The 18,568-nt window shown below is 61.6% G+C and carries 16 protein-coding genes; 13 read left to right on the top strand and 3 right to left on the bottom strand.

Annotated elements, in window-relative coordinates:
- Positions 1-49 precede the first annotated feature (49 nt).
- From ACODSZ_RS17205 to ACODSZ_RS17185, 5 genes are all read left to right on the top strand, one after another.
- The gene (locus ACODSZ_RS17205; RefSeq protein WP_034351715.1) at positions 50-820 is read left to right on the top strand and encodes an ABC transporter ATP-binding protein; all 771 of its coding nucleotides are present in this window, start codon (positions 50-52) and stop codon (positions 818-820) included.
- A 29-nt stretch (positions 821-849) separates the two neighbouring features.
- On the top strand, positions 850-1,578 hold the full coding sequence (locus tag ACODSZ_RS17200; RefSeq protein ID WP_034351713.1) for an ABC transporter ATP-binding protein: 729 nt from the start codon (positions 850-852) through the stop codon (positions 1,576-1,578).
- Positions 1,579-1,767: 189 nt separating this feature from the next.
- The gene (locus ACODSZ_RS17195) at positions 1,768-2,976 is read left to right on the top strand and encodes an ABC transporter substrate-binding protein (RefSeq protein ID WP_008333899.1); all 1,209 of its coding nucleotides are present in this window, start codon (positions 1,768-1,770) and stop codon (positions 2,974-2,976) included.
- Positions 2,977-3,107: 131 nt separating this feature from the next.
- Complete coding sequence (locus ACODSZ_RS17190; protein ID WP_488928122.1) at positions 3,108-3,992, top strand: branched-chain amino acid ABC transporter permease; 885 nt, start codon at positions 3,108-3,110, stop codon at positions 3,990-3,992.
- A gap of 12 nt (positions 3,993-4,004) precedes the next feature.
- Positions 4,005-4,985 carry a branched-chain amino acid ABC transporter permease gene (locus tag ACODSZ_RS17185; protein WP_008333895.1) on the top strand — a complete coding sequence of 327 codons (981 nt, stop codon included), beginning with the start codon at positions 4,005-4,007 and terminating at the stop codon, positions 4,983-4,985.
- Between the two features lie 15 nt (positions 4,986-5,000).
- Here the strand turns inward: ACODSZ_RS17185 and ACODSZ_RS17180 are convergent, their stop codons facing one another.
- Positions 5,001-5,186 (bottom strand): hypothetical protein, encoded by a 186-nt coding sequence (locus ACODSZ_RS17180; protein ID WP_488928121.1) that lies wholly within the window; start codon positions 5,184-5,186, stop codon positions 5,001-5,003.
- Positions 5,187-5,286: 100 nt separating this feature from the next.
- Here ACODSZ_RS17180 and ACODSZ_RS17175 point away from each other — a divergent pair, with 100 nt between their 5' ends.
- The 7 genes from ACODSZ_RS17175 to ACODSZ_RS17145 all read left to right on the top strand — a co-directional run bounded on the left by ACODSZ_RS17175 (position 5,287) and on the right by ACODSZ_RS17145 (position 11,994).
- Complete coding sequence (locus ACODSZ_RS17175) at positions 5,287-6,048, top strand: sulfite exporter TauE/SafE family protein (protein WP_488928150.1); 762 nt, start codon at positions 5,287-5,289, stop codon at positions 6,046-6,048.
- 307 nt (positions 6,049-6,355) lie between these two features.
- Positions 6,356-8,284 (top strand): tRNA uridine-5-carboxymethylaminomethyl(34) synthesis enzyme MnmG, encoded by a 1,929-nt coding sequence (gene mnmG, locus ACODSZ_RS17170; protein ID WP_175344443.1) that lies wholly within the window; start codon positions 6,356-6,358, stop codon positions 8,282-8,284.
- 52 nt (positions 8,285-8,336) lie between these two features.
- The gene (rsmG, locus tag ACODSZ_RS17165) at positions 8,337-8,999 is read left to right on the top strand and encodes a 16S rRNA (guanine(527)-N(7))-methyltransferase RsmG (RefSeq protein ID WP_175344442.1); all 663 of its coding nucleotides are present in this window, start codon (positions 8,337-8,339) and stop codon (positions 8,997-8,999) included.
- Entirely contained in the window at positions 8,999-9,550 is a 552-nt protein-coding gene (locus ACODSZ_RS17160) for a lipocalin family protein (RefSeq protein ID WP_175344441.1), read from the top strand. Before rsmG ends, ACODSZ_RS17160 begins: the two co-directional genes overlap by 1 nt.
- A gap of 69 nt (positions 9,551-9,619) precedes the next feature.
- The gene (gene leuE / locus ACODSZ_RS17155) at positions 9,620-10,252 is read left to right on the top strand and encodes a leucine efflux protein LeuE (protein WP_008333879.1); all 633 of its coding nucleotides are present in this window, start codon (positions 9,620-9,622) and stop codon (positions 10,250-10,252) included.
- 18 nt (positions 10,253-10,270) lie between these two features.
- A complete protein-coding gene (locus ACODSZ_RS17150) occupies positions 10,271-11,041 on the top strand; it encodes a ParA family protein (protein WP_008333877.1) in 771 nt (256 codons plus the stop codon).
- A gap of 41 nt (positions 11,042-11,082) precedes the next feature.
- Positions 11,083-11,994, top strand: a complete 912-nt coding sequence (locus ACODSZ_RS17145) for a ParB/RepB/Spo0J family partition protein (protein ID WP_008333870.1) — start codon at positions 11,083-11,085, stop codon at positions 11,992-11,994.
- Positions 11,995-12,078: 84 nt separating this feature from the next.
- Here ACODSZ_RS17145 and ACODSZ_RS17140 read toward each other — a convergent pair whose 3' ends face one another.
- Positions 12,079-13,635 (bottom strand): glucan biosynthesis protein G, encoded by a 1,557-nt coding sequence (locus tag ACODSZ_RS17140; RefSeq protein ID WP_081486121.1) that lies wholly within the window; start codon positions 13,633-13,635, stop codon positions 12,079-12,081.
- A gap of 258 nt (positions 13,636-13,893) precedes the next feature.
- On the opposite strand from ACODSZ_RS17140, the gene bglX reads away from it, so the two are divergent.
- A complete protein-coding gene (gene bglX / locus ACODSZ_RS17135) occupies positions 13,894-16,248 on the top strand; it encodes a beta-glucosidase BglX (protein WP_175344440.1) in 2,355 nt (784 codons plus the stop codon).
- 114 nt (positions 16,249-16,362) lie between these two features.
- Here the strand turns inward: bglX and ACODSZ_RS17130 are convergent, their stop codons facing one another.
- Positions 16,363-18,219 (bottom strand): ABC transporter ATP-binding protein, encoded by a 1,857-nt coding sequence (locus ACODSZ_RS17130; RefSeq protein WP_175344439.1) that lies wholly within the window; start codon positions 18,217-18,219, stop codon positions 16,363-16,365.
- Between the last annotated feature and the right edge of the window lie 349 nt (positions 18,220-18,568).

The following is an 18,568-nucleotide window of genomic DNA, read 5'->3' as shown; positions in this document are numbered from 1 at the left end:
CTTGACGACCGGACCCACCGGCGCGGGCATCAAAGGGAAAGAAGAGACCATGACAGACGTCATTCTGGAGACACGAAACCTGACGAAGGAATTCAAGGGTTTCACGGCAGTAAGCGCGGTCAACCTGCAAATTGAGCGCGGTCACATTCATGCCTTGATCGGCCCCAACGGTGCCGGCAAGACCACGTGCTTCAACTTGCTGACCAAGTTCCTGGTACCGACTTCGGGCCAGATCCTGTTCAACGGCAAAGACATCACCATGGATGCACCCGCGCAGATTGCGCGTCAGGGCATCATTCGTTCCTTCCAGATTTCCGCTGTCTTCCCGCACATGAGCGTGCTGGAAAACGTGCGCATCGGCCTGCAACGCAAGCTCGGTACTTCGTTTCATTTCTGGAAGAACGGCGAGAGCCTGAAGCAGCTCGACGAGCGCGCCATGCAGTTGCTCGACGAAGTGGACCTGACCAGTTTTGCCCGCACCACCACGGTGGACTTGCCCTACGGTCGCAAGCGTGCGCTGGAGATTGCCACGACGCTGGCCATGGAACCGGAACTGATGTTGCTGGACGAACCGACCCAGGGCATGGGCCATGAAGACGTGGACCGTGTCACGGCCCTGATCAAGAAGGTCTCGGCCGGTCGCACCATCCTCATGGTGGAGCACAACATGAGCGTGATCTCCGGCATCTGCGACCGCATCAGCGTGCTGCAACGGGGTGCGCTGCTGGCCGAAGGCAGCTATGAAGAAGTCTCGCGCAATCCGCAGGTGATGGAAGCCTACATGGGCAGCACCTCGGTCGAACTGCAAGGGGCCCACTGATGAGCACCGCCACCCTGAATGCTGATGCCATGACCACGTCTTCTTCTTCCGCACCGCTGGTGCTGCAGATCAGCGATCTGCAATCCTGGTACGGTGAATCGCACATCCTGCACAACGTCAACCTCAACGTCCACCAGGGCGAGGTGGTGACGCTGTTGGGCCGCAATGGCGCCGGTCGTACCACCACGATGCGTTCCATCATGGGACTGGTCGGTACCCGCAAGGGGTCGATCAAGATCAACGGCCAGGAAACCATCAACCTGGCCACGCACAAGATCGCCCACCACGGCGTGGGCTACTGCCCGGAAGAGCGGGGTATCTTCTCCTCGCTCTCGGCCGAAGAAAACCTGATGCTGCCGCCCTTTGTTTCAAAGACGGACAAAGGCATGTCCATCGACGAGATCTACGAGATGTTCCCCAACCTGAAGGAGCGTCGCAACAGCCAGGGCACGCGTCTGTCCGGTGGTGAACAGCAGATGCTGGCGGTGGCCCGCATCCTGCGTACGGGTGCGCGCCTGCTGTTGCTCGATGAGATTTCCGAAGGCCTGGCCCCGGTCATCGTGCAGGCTCTGGCGCGCATGATCACCACGCTCAAGGCCAAGGGCTATACCATCGTCATGGTCGAGCAGAACTTCCGCTTCGCCGCGCCGCTGGCCGATCGCTTCTATGTGATGGAACACGGCCAGATCGTCGAGTCCTTCGCTTCCTCGCAGCTGGAAGCAAAGATGCAGACCTTGAACGAACTGCTCGGCGTTTAAGCACCGCTCCCCGGCAATGCACTGCACTGCCGGGTCCGGCCTCCAGATTTTTCCGGTATCACCAGCTTCACGACTAGAAGAAGTACTGGCAACAAGTACGTCCGCGGGGGTGAGCGACCCTCTCCCCGTTCCACCAAGTTGTCTCGCATCGAAATCATCAAGCGGGCTTCAAAACAGAGGAGATGAAAAATGAAACTCAAGGCAATGGCACTGGCCGTCACCGCAGCCGCTGCGGCATTCGCGACCGCGCCGGCTTCGGCACAGATCTCGGGTGATGTGATCAAGATCGGTTTCATCACCGATATCTCGGGTGTGTATTCGGACATCGACGGCCAGGGTGGTGCGGAAGCCATCAAGATGGCCATCGCCGACATGGGCGGTGCGATCAACGGCAAGAAGATCGAACTGCTGGTCGCCGATCACCAGAACAAGGCCGACGTGGCCGCCAGCAAGGCCCGTGAATGGTTCGACCAGCAGGGCGTGGATATGCTCATCGGTGGTACCAACTCCGGCACTGCCTTGGCCAGCGCCAAGGTCGCCGCCGAAAAGAAGAAGGTCTACATGCAGGTCGGTGCCGGCTCGGCCCGTCTGACCAACGAAGAATGCTCGCCCTACACCGTGCACTACGCCTATGACACCGTGGCCCTGGCCAAGGGTACCGGTTCGGCCGTGGTCAAGCAGGGCGGCAAGAGCTGGTTCTTCCTGACAGCCGACTATGCCTTCGGCCACTCGCTGGAATCCGATACCGCCAATGTCGTGAAGGCTTCCGGCGGCACCGTGGTGGGTTCGGTCAAGCACCCGCTGGGCGCGTCGGACTTCTCCTCCTTCCTGCTGCAGGCACAGAGCTCCAAGGCCCAGATCATCGGCCTGGCCAACGCCGGTGGCGACTTCATCAACTCGGTGAAGGCCGCCAACGAGTTCGGCATCACCAAGACCGCCAAGCTGGCCGGCCTCCTGGTGTTCATCAACGACGTGCACTCGCTGACCCTGAAGAACACCGAAGGTCTGTACCTGACCGACAGCTGGTACTGGGACACCAACGACGAGACCCGCGCCTTCGCCAAGCGTTACTTTGCCGAGCGCAAGAAGATGCCGTCCTCCCTGCAAGCGGCTGACTATTCGGCTGCGCTGCAGTACCTGAAGATCGTCAAGGAAATCGGCAGCGATGACTCCGACAAGGTGCTGGCGGCCATGCGCAAGACCAAGTTCAACGACATGTACCAGAAGAACGGCTACCTGCGTGCCGATGGCCGCGTGGTCCACGACATGTACCTGTATCAGGTCAAGGCACCGTCGGAATCGAAGTATCCGTGGGACTACTACAAGCTGGTGCAGACCATCCCTGCCGAGCAGGCCTGGACCACCAAGGCCGAGTCCAAGTGCGCGGCCTGGAAGTAAGCAAGGCGTAGCACCGTAGCAGTAAGGCCATCGCACAGCCCAGCAAAATCTGTCATTTCTGTTCACGCGGGGATGGCAGATTTTTGCTGTAAGCGATGGCGTTTTTTACCCATCTGGATGAACGGGTTTTTATGGAACTATTCGGCATACCCCTGCAAGCCTTGTTGAGCCAGCTGCTGCTGGGCCTGGTCAACGGCTCCTTCTACGCCATGCTCTCGCTGGGTCTGGCGGTGATCTTCGGCTTGCTCAACGTGATCAACTTCGCGCACGGCACGCTCTACATGCTGGGCGCTTTCCTGGCCTGGATGGGCATGAGCTATTTCGGGCTCAACTACTGGGTCATGCTCATCCTCGCACCGATCCTGGTGGGCGCCTTCGGCATCGTCATCGAAAAGACCATGCTGCGCTGGCTCTACAAGCTGGATCACCTCTACGGCCTCTTGCTGACCTTCGGCATCACGCTGATGGTCGAGGGCATCTTCCGCTCCATCTATGGCGTCTCGGGCCAGCCTTATTCGGTGCCTGACCTGCTGCAGGGGGCGACCAATCTCGGCTTCATGGTGCTGCCCAACTATCGCGCCTGGGTCGTGGTGGCCTCGCTGGTGATCTGCTTCGCTACCTGGTTCGTGATCGAGAAGACCCGCCTGGGCGCCTATCTGCGCGCCGGCACCGAGAACCCCAAGCTGGTGGAAGCCTTCGGCATCAACGTGCCGCTCATGGTGACCCTGACCTACGGCTTCGGCGTGGCGCTGGCCGCCTTTGCCGGCGTGCTGGCCGCACCCGTGATCCAGGTTTCGCCGCTGATGGGTTCCAACCTCATCATTACCGTCTTCGCGGTGGTGGTGATCGGCGGCATGGGCTCCATCCTCGGTTCCATCATCACGGGCCTGTTGCTGGGCCTGGTCGAGGGCCTGACCCGGGTGTTCTACCCGGAGCTGTCGGCCACCGTGGTCTTCATCATCATGGCCATCGTCCTGATGGTCCGTCCGGCCGGCCTGTTCGGCAAAGAGAAATAATCGGAGACCGGCATGAACAAGAAAATCGGAATTGCTGTTTTACTAATATTGTTGTTGGCGGCACCGTTCGGCATCTACCCGGTGTTCCTGATGAAGATGCTGTGCTTTGCGCTGTTCGCCTGCGCCTTCAACCTGCTCATCGGTTATACCGGCCTGTTGTCTTTCGGTCATGCTGCCTTCCTGGGCTGGGCCGGCTACCTGTGCGGCCAGGCGCTGAAGGTGTGGGGTTTGCCGACCGAACTGGGTCTGATCATCGGTACCCTGACCGGTGCTTTGATCGGCCTGGTCATGGGCTTGCTGGCGATCCGTCGTCAGGGCATCTACTTCACCATGATCACCCTGGCGCTGGCGCAGATGCTGTTCTTCGTGGCCTTGCAGCTGCCGTTTACGGGCGGTGAGGATGGCTTGCAGGGCGTGCCGCGCGGCAAGCTGCTGGGCTTCCTGAACCTGGAAAACGACATGACCCTGTACTACGTCGTGCTGGTCATCGCCGTGGCGGGCTTTGCGCTGATCGTGCGGACCATCCATTCGCCCTTCGGTCAGGTCTTGAAGGCGATCAAGGAGAACGAGCCGCGTGCCGTCTCGCTGGGCTATGACGTGGCCCGCTACAAGCTGCTGGCCTTCGTGCTCTCGGCTGGCCTGTCCGGGCTGGCGGGGGCCACCAAGACCCTGGTGCTGGGCTTCGAGACCCTGACCGACGTGCACTGGAGCATGTCCGGCCTGGTGGTGCTGATGACCCTGGTGGGGGGGCTGGGCACCATCCTCGGTCCCATCGTCGGTGCGGTCATCATCATCATGTTGGAGAACAAGCTGGGGGATATCGGCAACTGGCTGGCCAGCGTCACCCACATCGACTGGTTCAATACCCTGGGAGATTCGGTGACGATTGTGACCGGCTTCATCTTCATCGTTTGCGTGCTGGCTTTCCGCAAGGGCATCGTGGGCGAGATCCTGGCATTCATGGGCAAGGGGCAGGCCAAGGGATCGCACTAGTTTTTGCGCTGAACTTCAACGCTTCATCTGCCGCCGGCAAGTCACCTTGGGGTGATTTCCCGGCGGTAATTTTTTATCTTCATTTTCGGCGAACCAGAACAGCAGCCAGGTGTTTCGCAACAGTGCGCGAAGCGTCATCTCTGTGGCTGATGCCAGCCGGGGCAGGGCGGTAGAATGTGGCCGGCCTGCTCCATTCTTCATTTCACCGTCCATCCATTCCCCCTCATCCCATGTTCAGCCCTGTTTCATCCCTTGCCGATTTTTCCGATTGTTTCTTCACTTCGTCAGCGGAGGGCAAGTGATGGTCGATGATGTGGTGTTGTGCTGCGCAGCTTTCGTGGCCGGCTTGATCGATGCCGTGGTGGGCGGAGGTGGACTGGTGTTGGTGCCGACCTTGTTCTCGGTCTTTCCCAATACCCCCCCGGCGACCTTGCTGGGGACGAACAAGGTCGCCGGCGTGATGGGCACCAGTGCCGCCGCGATCAACTTTGCGCGCAAGGTGGCCGTGCGCTGGAGTACCGTGACACCGGCTGCGATGGCAGCCTTTGCCTTTTCCTTTTTCGGTGCTTATGTCGTTACCCATATTCCGACCGATCTCATTCGCAAGGCATTGCCCTTCATCTTGATGGCGGTCGCCCTGTACACGCTGAAGAAGAAGGATTTCGGGACGACCCACGCGCCGACCCTGACGGGGAGTCGTGAAATGGTGTTCGCGGCCTTGATCGGTGCGGCGGTGGGTTTCTACGATGGGGTGTTCGGTCCGGGGACAGGGAGCTTCCTGGTCTTTCTCTTTGTCCGCGTATTCAGCTACGACTTTCTCTCGGCGTCAGCCGTCTCCAAGTTCGTCAACATTGCCACCAATCTGGCGGCCTTGTGCTGGTTCGGCTATAGCGGGCATGTGATCTGGCAATTGGGTTTGTTGATGGCGGTATTCAATATTGGGGGCTCGCTGGTGGGGACCCGCCTGGCGATGAAACATGGCAGCGTCTTTGTCCGCAAGTTGTTTCTCGTGGTGGTGGGTGCATTGATCCTCAAGTCGGGCTATGACGCCTTCCTTAAATAAGGGAGAAAACTTCACCGGTTGTTTCACGTGAAACAACCGGGCCCCGACCAGAAAGACGGAGCGCGCTGCTCCGTTTTTTTATTAATATAACGCCCTCGTGGGCAAAATCCAGCCTCACTGTTTCACGTGAAACAGTCCACGTGGATGTTTCATTGATCAGCTCCTGCTATCAATCTGACCCGGCGATAGTGTCCAGCGGGGCAGGGAAGTGCGGTAAACCAACAGCCAAGGACCTCACCCCCGACCCCGTCAGATAAAAGGTCTTATAATCTCGCCTCTGTTCTCACCTCTACGCGAGGCCCGCATCATGCTATTCCCCACACAATTTGACGTCATCGTCGTTGGCGGCGGTCACGCCGGCACCGAAGCTGCACTGGCCGCAGCACGCATGGGCCAGAAAACCCTGCTCCTGACGCACAACATCGAAACCCTGGGCCAGATGTCCTGCAATCCCTCCATCGGCGGGATCGGCAAGGGCCACCTGGTCAAGGAAGTCGATGCCATGGGTGGGGCGATGGCCATCGCCACCGACGAGGCGGGGATCCAGTTCCGCATCCTCAATTCCTCCAAGGGCCCGGCCGTGCGCGCGACCCGCGCCCAGGCCGACCGTATCCTGTACAAGGCAGCGATCCGTTCTCGCCTGGAGAACCAGCCCAACCTGTGGCTGTTCCAGCAGGCCGTGGATGATCTGATGCTGGAAGGCGACCGCGTCGTCGGTGCCATCACCCAGGCCGGTATCCGTTTCGCGGGCAGGGCCGTGGTGTTGACCGCCGGGACTTTCCTGGATGGGAAGATTCACGTGGGCCTGAACAATTATTCCGGTGGCCGTGCCGGCGATCCGCCTGCGGTGTCGCTGTCGGCGCGCCTGAAGGAATTGAAGCTGCCGCAAGGCCGGCTGAAGACGGGTACGCCGCCGCGCATCGATGGCCGCACCATCAACCTGGCGATCCTGGAAGAACAGCCCGGCGACCTGGACCCGGTACCGGTGTTCTCCGTCATGGGTCATGCCGCCATGCACCCGCGTCAGATGCCGTGCTGGATCACCCATACCAACAGCCGCACCCACGACATCATCCGCGGCGGACTGGATCGCAGCCCCATGTACACCGGCGTCATCGAAGGCGTGGGCCCGCGTTACTGCCCTTCCATCGAGGACAAGATTCATCGTTTCGCCGGCAAGGATTCGCACCAGATCTACCTGGAACCCGAGGGCCTGACCACCCACGAGTTCTATCCCAACGGCATTTCCACCAGCCTGCCTTTCGATGTGCAACTGGAACTGGTGCGCTCGATGAAGGGCATGGAAAACGCCCACATCCTGCGTCCGGGCTATGCCATCGAATATGACTACTACGACCCGCGCGGCCTGAAGTCCTCGCTGGAAACCCGCCAGGTGCAGGGTCTGTTCTTCGCCGGCCAGATCAACGGCACCACCGGATATGAAGAAGCCGCCGCCCAGGGCATGCTGGCCGGCATCAACGCCGCGCTGCAGACCCAGGGCCGTGAAGCCTGGACCCCGCGTCGTGATGAAGCCTACCTCGGTGTGCTGGTCGACGATCTGGTGACCCAGGGCGTGCAGGAACCGTATCGCATGTTCACCAGCCGTGCCGAGTATCGCCTCTCTCTGCGCGAAGACAATGCCGACCTGCGCCTGACCGAAATCGGCCGCGAACTCGGCTGCGTCGGCGATGCGCAATGGGAAGCCTTCGACAAGAAGCGCGAAGCTGTTTCACGTGAAATGGAACGCCTCAAGTCGACCTGGGTCAACCCGCGCATCCTGGCGGCCGTCGAAGCCGAGCGTGTGCTGGGCAAGGCCATCGAGCGCGAATACAACCTGCTGGACCTGCTGCGCCGTCCCAACGTGACCTACGATAGTCTGATGGGCCTGACCGGCACCGAGGGTCAAGCCCTGGCCGGTCCCGGCATCGAAGAGGGTCCGGTGCGCGAACAAGTCGAGATCCAGGTCAAGTACGCCGGTTACATTGCCCGCCAGGCCAACGAGATCAGCCGCCAGGATCACAATGAAAACCTGAAGCTGCCGGCTGACCTCGATTACATGGATGTGAAGGCACTGTCCATCGAAGTGCGCCAGAAGCTCAACAAGCATCGTCCGGAAACCCTGGGCCAGGCTTCGCGCATTTCCGGCGTGACGCCTGCGGCGCTGTCGCTGCTGCTGGTGCACCTGAAGAAGGGTGGCCTGAAACAGCCGAGCGGCGCCGACAACCAGGCAGCGTGAAGAAAAATACCAGGCATCGCCCTCGAACCAGATCCAACCCAAGGCATCACGCATGAGCAACACTGCAGACCTGAACCTTTTGACCCATACCCTGAAGGAAGGCGCCCAGGCCATGGGCCTGACGCTTTCCGATGCCCAGATCGACAAGCTCATGGCATACCAGGCCCTGCTGGCCAAGTGGAACAAGGTCTACAACCTGACTGCCTTGCGCGACCCGGCGCAGATGGTCACGCATCATCTGCTGGATTCCCTGTCGGCGATGTCGGCCTTTGCCGGCGCCCGACGCGTGCTGGACGTGGGCGCGGGCGGCGGCCTGCCGGGCATCGTGCTGGCCATCTGGGCGGCCGAGGCGCAGCCGCAGATGCAGATTACCCTGGTCGATACGGTCTCCAAGAAAACCGCCTTCCTCAACCAGGTCAAGGCGCAATTGCATTTGAGCAATGTCACGGTGCTGCATGCCCGTGTGGAGCAGTTGCCTGTCGAGCAACAATACGATGTCATCACGTCGCGCGCGTTTGCGGAACTCAAGGACTTCGTGACGTGGTCGAATCATCTCCTGCAACAAGGTGGTCAGTACATCGCCCTCAAGGGTGTGCTGCCGCAAGAGGAAATCGACCGATTGCCGGCGGGGTGGACAGTGCGCCAGGTGCAGCCCCTGCAGGTACCGGGCCTGGATGCTGAACGGCATCTCATCTTCATGGAAAGAACGACCTGATGAACAAACTGAAACGGGCCCTGGTGGCCACCATGGTCTCGATGGCAGCCTATGGCGCGCTGGGCATGGCTTGCGTCCATGCCCAGGAGGTCAAGACGGTAGCTTCGGTGGACCTCAAGCGTTACGCCGGCAAGTGGTACGAAATCGCCAAGATTCCCAACAGCTTCCAGAAAAAGTGCATTTCCGGCACCAGCGCAGAGTATTCCGCGCGCAATGATGGCATGATCGATGTCGTCAACCGCTGCAAGACGGCCGACGGCATCGATGAAGCCAAGGGCGTGGCGCGGGTGGTCCCGGGCAGCAACAACAGCAAGCTGGAAGTGCGCTTTGCGCCGGCCTGGCTGTCCTGGATCCCGATGGTGTGGGGCGACTACTGGATCATGGACCTGGACGATCAATACACCCTGGCCACCGTGGGCAGCCCCTCGCGCGAATACCTGTGGATTCTCTCGCGCACGCCCACCATCAGCGACGAGCAATACGAGAACGCCCTCAACAACGCCACCAAGCAAGGTTTCGATACCGCGCGGGTGGTCAAGAGCAAACCGTAATACGGCACCTGAGATCAGGCCAGCGGCCCGGGCAGCAACCCGGGCCGCGCACATTCAAGGAGACCCACCATGCAGGCGATCTTTCATTCCCTCGGCATCACCGATATCTGGCAACTGATCGCCGCCACCATGGTGTTCCTGCTGCTGCCCGGTCCCGGTACCTTCTGTATGCTCACCTGCGCGGCCAAGGGCGGCTTGCGCGGCGGCTTCATGGCGCAGGCGGGCATCATGCTGGGCGACATCGTGCTGATGTTCCTGGCCGCGGCTGGCGTAGCCGCCTTGCTGCATGCCAATCCCTTGCTGTTCCACGGCCTGCAATACCTGGGCGCGGCCTATCTGGCCTACCTGGGCGGACGTCTCCTGTTTGCAAGAGGCGAGGGCGGTGGTACAGTCGTACCCTTTTCCAATGCCGCAGACTTCCGGCGCGGCTTTTTGGTCACCTTGTTCAACCCGAAAGCCATCGTGTTCTACATGGCCTTCTTCCCGCTGTTCCTGGATCCGGCCACGCAGCAAGGCGCGCTGACCTTCTTCACGATGGGCGCAGTCATCAGCAGTTGCACCTTCCTGTATGGCAGCTTCCTGGTCATCGTCGGCAATGCCGCCGCGCGCCGCATGGCCCGCAATCGCACCATCGCCAAGCTGGCTTCTCGCGCGGCAGGTATTTTCCTGATCGGTTTCGGCATCAAGTTGACCACGCAATAACGCTCACATAACAACGATATGGCAAAAATATTTTGTGTCGCCAACCAGAAAGGTGGCGTAGGCAAGACCACTACTGCGGTCAATCTCGCTGCCGGGCTGGCGCAACTGAATCAGCGCGTGCTGCTGGCCGACCTCGACCCGCAGGGCAATGCCACCATGGGTTCGGGCGTGAACAAGGCGACCCTGGAAGGCTCGATCTATGAAGTGCTGCTGGGCATGTCCGACATTCGTGCCGTGCGCAAGCGTTCCGAAGCCGGGGGCTTCGACGTGTTGCCCGCCAATCGCGAACTGGCCGGCGCCGAAGTGGAAATGGTCGAGCTGGAGCAGCGCGAGGCGCGCCTGAAGATGGCCTTCGCCCAGGTTGCCGAGGACTATGACTTCATCCTCATCGATTGCCCGCCCGCACTGTCCATGCTGACCTTGAACGGGCTGTGCTCGGCGCATGGCGTCATCATTCCGATGCAGTGTGAATACTACGCATTGGAGGGGCTGTCGGACCTGGTCAACACTATCAAGAAGGTGCACGCCAAGCTGAACCCGGAGTTGAAGGTCATTGGTCTCTTGCGCGTGATGTTCGATCCGCGCATGACACTGTCGCAGCAGGTCTCGGACCAGCTGGAACAGCACTTCGGCGACAAGGTCTTCAAGACCGTCATCCCGCGCAACGTGCGGCTGGCCGAAGCGCCCTCGTATGGTCTGCCGGGCGTGACCTTCGATCCGCTGTCCAAGGGCGCGCAGGCTTATATCGCATTCGGCGCGGAAATGGTCGAGCGCATCAAGACGCTATAACCGGCCCCGTCATTACGCATCGTTTTTCATCAGGCAATCGCATGGCAACTTTACCGAAAAAATCCAAGGGTCTGGGACGCGGACTGGACGCGCTCCTGGGCGGATCCTCCGACATCACCGAAGAAGTCCAGGCGCAGGCCGCGCAGGGCTTGCCCACCGTGATGGCGGTCACCGAACTGCAGGCCGGCAAGTACCAGCCACGTACCCGCATGGATGAAGGCGCGCTCAACGAGCTGGCTGCCTCGATCAAGGAACAGGGCCTGCTGCAACCCATTCTGATCCGCGCCATCGGCCAGAAGAACGGTCGCGATACCTACGAGATCATCGCCGGTGAACGCCGCTTCCGCGCGGCCAAGATCGCCGGGCTGACCGAGGTGCCGGTGCTGGTCAAGAACGTGGATGACCAGACCACGGCCGCCATGGCCCTGATCGAAAACATGCAGCGCGAGGATTTGAATCCCCTGGAAGAAGCCCAGGGCATCCATCGCCTCATTACCGATTTCGCCTTCACGCACGAGCAGGCCGCGTTGGCCGTGGGGCGCTCGCGCAGTGCGGTTTCCAATCTGCTGCGCCTGTTGAACCTGGCCAAGCCGGTGCAGACCATGCTCATGGCCGGTGACATCGACATGGGCCACGCCCGTGCGCTGCTGGCCGTCGATTCGGCAACGCAGATCCAGCTGGCCAACCAGATCGTGGCCAAGCGCATGTCGGTACGCGATGCCGAGAAACTGGTCACCCGCGCCAGCGCAGAGCAGGCCGCCAAGCCGCGCGAAGCCAAGGACAAGTCACGCGATATCGCACGCCTGGAAGAAGAACTCTCGGACCTGCTGGCCACCCAGGTCAGCATCAAGACCGGTGCCCGCAACAAGGGCCAGCTCATCATCAACTTCAACGACCTCGATGCCCTCGATGGCGTGATCGTGCGTCTGCGCGGGGAGTCGGTGGAGAGCTGATCGCGCCGGCAGGATGCACCAAACAAAATGGGCTGCCCGATTCGGAGCAGCCCATTTTTATTGATATAAATAATTTCCGAAATATCAGAAAGTCCGCTGTACATCCGAACGCGGCGGCAGCTGATAACTCCAGGTCTCGGTCAAGGGCTTGCCATTGGCGGTGAGTGCCGCACGCAATTCCACGGCCTGCGCAACGTTACGAATCTTCACCCGCAGCGTCAGCCGCCAGCCATTGATGGCCGGATTGGGCTGCAGCTGGGCATCGATCAGCTCGCCATTGTTGGAAACGTTCACCTGCGGCTGAACCGTCGTCCCGGCGGGCAGCGAGCCCAGCGGACCACCGGTGAAATCCACCAGCAGGGCCGTGGTGCCATCGAAGGCGCGGATCAGGTTGGCCTGCGTGAGTTCGCCATCGGTATGGAAGGTCTGCTTGACCCAGCCCACTTCATTGTTGAGGATGGCCGGTTCATCCATGGTCCAGTGGATGCGGTAGTCATAGGCCAGCGGCGTGCCGCGCGGCGGCAGTTGCGCAGGCAGCCAGTAGGCCACGATGTTGTCGTTGGTCTCGTCGGCGGTGGGGATCTCCACCAGTTGCACGGCACCACGGCCCCAGTCACCCTTGGGCTCGATCCAGGCCGAGGGACGCAGGTCGTAGCGATCCTTGAGGTCTTCATAGGAGGCGAAATCGCGGCCCCGCTGCAACAGCCCGAAGCCGCGCGGATGGCTGACCTCGAAGGAACTCACTTCCACGTTCTGCGGATCGTTCAGCGGTCGCCACAGCCATTCACCATTGCCGGTATGGATCGCCAGGCCATTGGAATCATGGATGGCCGGACGGAAGTTGCGGCGCGAAGATTGCTGGTTGGGACCGAAGAGGAACATGCTGGTCAGCGGTGCAATGCCCAGGCGGCCCACGTCGGCGCGCAGGAACACGCGTGCCTGCACATCGAGCAGGGCATCCTTGCCCGGCGTGAGCGTGAACTTGTAGGCGCCGGTAGCGCGCGGTGAATCCAGCAGTGCATAGAAGGTCAGCTGCTTGTCGCCGGGGGCCGGACGCTGGATCCAGAATTCGGTGAAGCGGGGGAATTCCTCACCGCTCAACATGGCCGTATCGATCGCCAGTCCGCGTGCCGAGAGGCCATAGACCTGACCCTTGCCGATGACGCGGAAATAGCTGGCGCCCAGCACGCTCATGACCTCGTCTTCCTTGTCATCGCGGTTGAGCGGATAGACCACCCGGAAGCCGGCATAACCCAGATGGGCGGTGCTGCTCTTGGCCAGATTGAGGTCACCGAAGTTGAAGCGGTCGGTGCTGTAGCCCACATCCTGTACGCGTCCATCGACGATTTCGTGGATCGCCACCGGCGAGTTGAACTGCATGCCCTGATGATAGAAGGCCAGCTTGAAGGGGGTAGGCTGGTTGCGCCATTCGAACTTGTCGCTCTTGGGCTGGATCTTCATGTAATCGGCGAACTGCATCGCCGCAAACGTCGGCGAGAGATTGCTCACCGGCTTCTGATAGGGTTTGGCGGCCAGTGCCTGGGCGCGGGCCACGGCCTGGTTGAGGTCGAAGCCTTGCGCGCTCTGTGCCTGCACCGAGGCAGCCAGCAGGCTTGCCGACAACACCAGCCCCTGCAGCAGGGGCCATTTCAATCCATGTCTGATCAATGTATTTCTCCACAAAGAAGCGGCGCGCGGGCATGTTGGCCTGCTACGCCGCTGTGTGCCTGCGCGTCCGGCAGGCATCAAAACAGAATAATATAGCGAACCGTCTGGCTGGCGACGCATCAAAGAACGCAAGCAATAAATGCTCCCGCCGCCCGGCCGCTGTCCCGCTTGTGCAGGTCACACAGTAGAGGGCAGAGCGCCGCCAAAGTTTAAAAAAGAGAGAGGAAACCCGTGTCCCACAAGCTTACCGAGCGGCGCGCCGCGTCCCCGCGTCGTCCCCGCCTGGCCCTGGTCATGACCTTGTGCGCGCTGGCCTGCAGCGCCGCGCTCACCGGCACGGCCGCGCATGCGCAAGCCAATCCGGCCTTGCTCGGCGACAAGACCGCCTTCATCAATGACCTGCTGCGTCAGATGACGCTGGAAGAAAAGATCGGCCAGCTGCGCCTCATCAGCATCGGTCCGGACATGCCCGCCAAGAAGCTGATCGAGGAACTGGCCGCCGGCCGTGTCGGCGGCACCTTCAACTCCATCACCCGGCCCGAGAATCGTCCGCTGCAGGAGGGCGCCATGCGTTCACGGCTGAAGATCCCGATGTTCTTCGCCTATGACGTCATCCACGGCCATCGCACCACCTTCCCCATCGGCCTGGGCCTGGCCTCCAGCTGGGACATGGACCTGGTCGGCCGCGCCATGCGCATCTCCGCCGAAGAAGCCGCGGCCGACAGCATCGACATGACCTTCGCCCCGATGGTCGACATCAGCCGCGATCCGCGCTGGGGGCGCACGTCTGAGGGCTTTGGTGAAGATCCTTACCTGGTCTCGCGCATTGCCGAGGTCTCGGTGCGCGCCCTGCAAGGCGATACCAAGCCCATCGCCGCCAATCGCCTCATGGCCAGTGTGAAGCATTTTGCGCTGTACGGTGCAGTCGAGGGCGGACGCGACTACAACGTCGTCAACATGGACCCGCAGCGCATGTACAACGACTATCTGCCGCCTTACCGTGCCGCCATCGATGCCGGCGCGGGCGCGGTGATGGTGGCGCTCAACTCCATCAACGGGACACCGGCCACCTCCAATACCTGGCTGCTGCAGGACCTGTTGCGCCGGGATTGGGGATTCAAGGGGTTGACGGTGTCGGACCACGGAGCCATCACCGAACTGGTCAACCACGGTGTGGCACAGGACGATGCCCAAGCGGCACGCCTGGCGATGAAGGCCGGTACCGACATGAGCATGGCCGACCAGGTCTACATCAAGCAACTGCCGGCGCTGGTGCGCTCGGGCAAGGTAGCGCAGCAGGAGCTGGACAATGCCGTGCGCGACATCCTCGGTGCCAAGTACGATCTGGGCCTGTTCAAGGACCCGTATATCCGCATCGGCCGCGCCGCCGATGATCCGCCGGACGTCCATGCCGAGCGCCGCCTGCATCGTCGCGATGCGCGCGAAGTCGCGCAGCAGTCCATGGTGCTGCTGGAGAACCGCCATGCCGCGCTGCCGCTGAAGAAGACCGCGCGCATCGCCCTGGTCGGTCCGCTGGCCGATTCGCACATCGACATGCTGGGCAGCTGGTCTGCAGCCGGCCAGGCCAGGCAGACCATCACCCTGCGCCAGGGGCTGCAGAATGCGCTGGGCGGGCAGGGCAAGCTGCTTTACGCACGCGGGGCCAACATCACCGAAGACAAGCACATCGTCGACTACCTCAACTTCCTGAACTGGGATGATCCGGAAGTGATCCAGGACAAGCGCAGCCCCAAGGCCATGATCGATGAGGCCCTCAAGGCCGCACGCGATGCCGATGTCATCGTGGCCGCCGTGGGCGAGTCGCGCGGCATGTCGCATGAATCCTCCAGCCGTACCTCGCTGTCGCTGCCGCAGAGCCAGCAGGATCTGCTCACGGCCCTCAAAGCCACCGGCAAGCCGCTGGTGCTGGTGCTGATGAATGGCCGTCCACTGGATCTCAATTGGGCGCGCGAGAACGCCTCGGCCATCCTGGAGACCTGGTACACCGGAACCGAGGGCGGCAATGCGATTGCCGATATCCTCTTCGGCGACGTCAATCCTTCGGGCAAGCTGCCCATCACCTTCCCGCGTTCGGTGGGCCAGATCCCGAGCTACTACAATCATCCGCGCGTGGGCCGTCCCTACACCGAAGGCAAGCCGGGCAATTACACCTCGCAGTACTTCGATGAGCCCAATGGCCCGTTGTATCCGTTCGGATACGGCTTGAGCTATACCGAGTTCAAGCTCTCGGACGTGCATCTGTCGCAGGCCGCCATGAGCGCTGACGGCCAGGTGCAGGCCAGCGTGACGGTCAAGAACGTGGGCCGCCGCGCAGGCGCCACCGTGGTGCAGCTGTACATCCGCGATGTGGCGGCCTCGGTGGTGCGTCCGGTCAAGGAACTGAAGGATTTCCGCAAGCTGATGTTGCAGCCGGGTGAAGAGCAAGAGGTGCAGTTCAGTATCGACCGCAAGGCACTGTCCTTCTACAACGCCAAGCTGGAATACGTGGCCGAGCCGGGTGAATTCCAGGTGCAGATCGGGCTGGATTCCAAGGAGGTGAAGACGGCTTCGTTCACTCTGCAATAAAGATAAAACCGGGCGGGCAAGAAAAATGGGCGCACCGTCGAGTGCGCCCATTTTTTTGCAGCAATCTTCTTGCATTCATCGTAAATGATATAAATCATTTACCAAGATCAGGCGTCACGCCGTCATCACCGCATCCTCTTCCTCTTCTCCCAGGAAGCCGCCACTCTGGTGCGACCATAGCCGCGCGTACAGGCCATTGGCGGCCAGCAGTTCGGCGTGTGTCCCTTGCTCGACGATGCGACCCTGGTCCAGCACGATGAGTCGATCCATCGCGGCGATGGTCGACAGGCGGTGCGCAATGGCTACCACCGTCTTGCCTTCCATGAGCTTGTAGAGCGAGGTCTGGATGGCCGCTTCCACTTCCGAATCGAGCGCGCTGGTGGCTTCATCCAGCAGCAGGATGGGCGCATCCTTCAACATCACGCGGGCAATCGCGATGCGCTGGCGCTGGCCGCCGGAGAGCTTCACGCCGCGCTCGCCCACATGCGCGTCATAAGCGCGGCGGCCCTTGGCATCGGCCAGCGTGCCGATGAAGTCATGCGCCTCGGCGCGTTCGGCGGCGTGGATCATCTCGGCGTCGCTCGCATCGGGACGGCCATAGGTGATGTTCTCGCGCACCGACCGATGCAGCAGGGAAGTATCCTGCGTGACCATGCCGATCTGCGCGCGCAGGCTGTCTTGCGTGACATGGGCGATGTCCTGGCCATCGATGGTGATGCGGCCACCCTCGATATCGTAGAAGCGCAGCAGCAGGTTGACGATGGTCGACTTGCCGGCGCCGGAGCGGCCCACCAGTCCGATCTTTTCACCGGGGCGGATCACCAGGTCCAGCTGGTCCACCACCGGGCGCGGCGCCGCGCCGCCGTAGCTGAAGCTCACCCCCTCGAAGCGCAGCTCGCCCCGACTGACCTTGATCGGCGTCGCATCGGGTGCATCCTTGACCTCATGCGCACGGGCCAGCGTATTGATGCCATCCTGCACCGTGCCCACGTGTTCGAACAGGGAAGACATTTCCCACATCACCCAGTGCGCGATACCGTTCAGGCGCAGCGCCATGGCGGTGCTGGCAGCAACTGCGCCCACCCCCACCTTGCCCTGGGTCCACAGGTACAGCGACACCCCGGTGGCACCGATGATGAGCACCATGTTCAGCAGGTGATTGACCACCTCGAAGCCCGACACCAGACGCATCTGGCGATGGACCGTGGCGAGGAATTCGCGCATGGCGCTGCGGGCGTACTCGGCCTCGCGCCCTGCGTGCGAAAACAGTTTGACGGTGGCGATGTTGGTGTAGGCATCGGTGATGCGTCCGGTCATCAGCGAGCGCGCATCGGCCTGGTTGCGTGCCACCGCGGACAGGCGCGGCACGAAGTAGCGCATGGCCACCGCGAAGGCGGCCAGCCAGACGAAGAAGGGGGCCAGCATCCAGATATCGAAGCTGCCGACCACGCCGATGAGGGTGGCAAAGTAGATCGTGATGAAGACCAGGATATCGCCCACGATCATGCAGAAGTCGCGCACCGCCAGCGCGCTTTGCATGACCTTGGTGGCCACCCGTCCGGCGAACTCGTTCTGGTAGAAGCTCATGCTCTGGCTCAACATGAGGCGATGGAAATTCCAGCGCAGCAGCATGGGGAAATTGCCGGCCAGGGTCTGGTGCTTGTACATGGTCTGCAGCGCGATCAAGAGCGGGCTGGCCGCCAGGATGAGCGCCAGCCAGGCCAGGGTATGACCTTCCTGCGGCCACAATTGCGCGGGTTGTATCTTGGAGAGCCAATCGACGATGCGGCCGAGCGCGGCGAAGAGCAGCGCCTCGAAGACGCCGATGATGGCCGTCGTCAGGGTCATGGCCGCAATGTAGGGACGTACGCCCCTGGTACAGAACCAGATGAAACGCATGAAGCCGCGCGGCGGCGGCAAGGGTTGCGACTCGGGGTAGGGGTGGACCAGTTTTTCAAACCAGCTGAACATCAGGGGACTCCAAAAATCGGACCAGGGCCGACGACGGGTGCCGCAGGCCGGCAGCCAGCAAGGCAGTCGGCCGGACAGGCGTGGTCGGGCGTTGTTACTGTGGCGTACCCCAAGAGAAAGCGGCAGGTGGCGATACGCCATTCATGTGCGGCGTGCGGATCGCTGCGGCAGCGGGGCCGCTATCGTGATCCCGGGGCAGGCCGCGAGAAGATGGAAGCCGCATCATCTCATATGCGGCCCGCCTGCGTGTAGCGGAGCCGGGGAAAAACACTTGTCGGAAAATCGGAATGGTGGGGGATGTTGCATCGGTCTGTCATGCGCCGCCCGCCCCGTGTCAGACCAGCGTCAG

The sequence above is a fragment of the Herbaspirillum sp. FG34 genome (assembly GCF_057809315.1).
The sequence above is the reverse complement of the archived record's forward strand: the minus strand, read 5'-3'. Positions and strand labels throughout refer to the sequence as shown.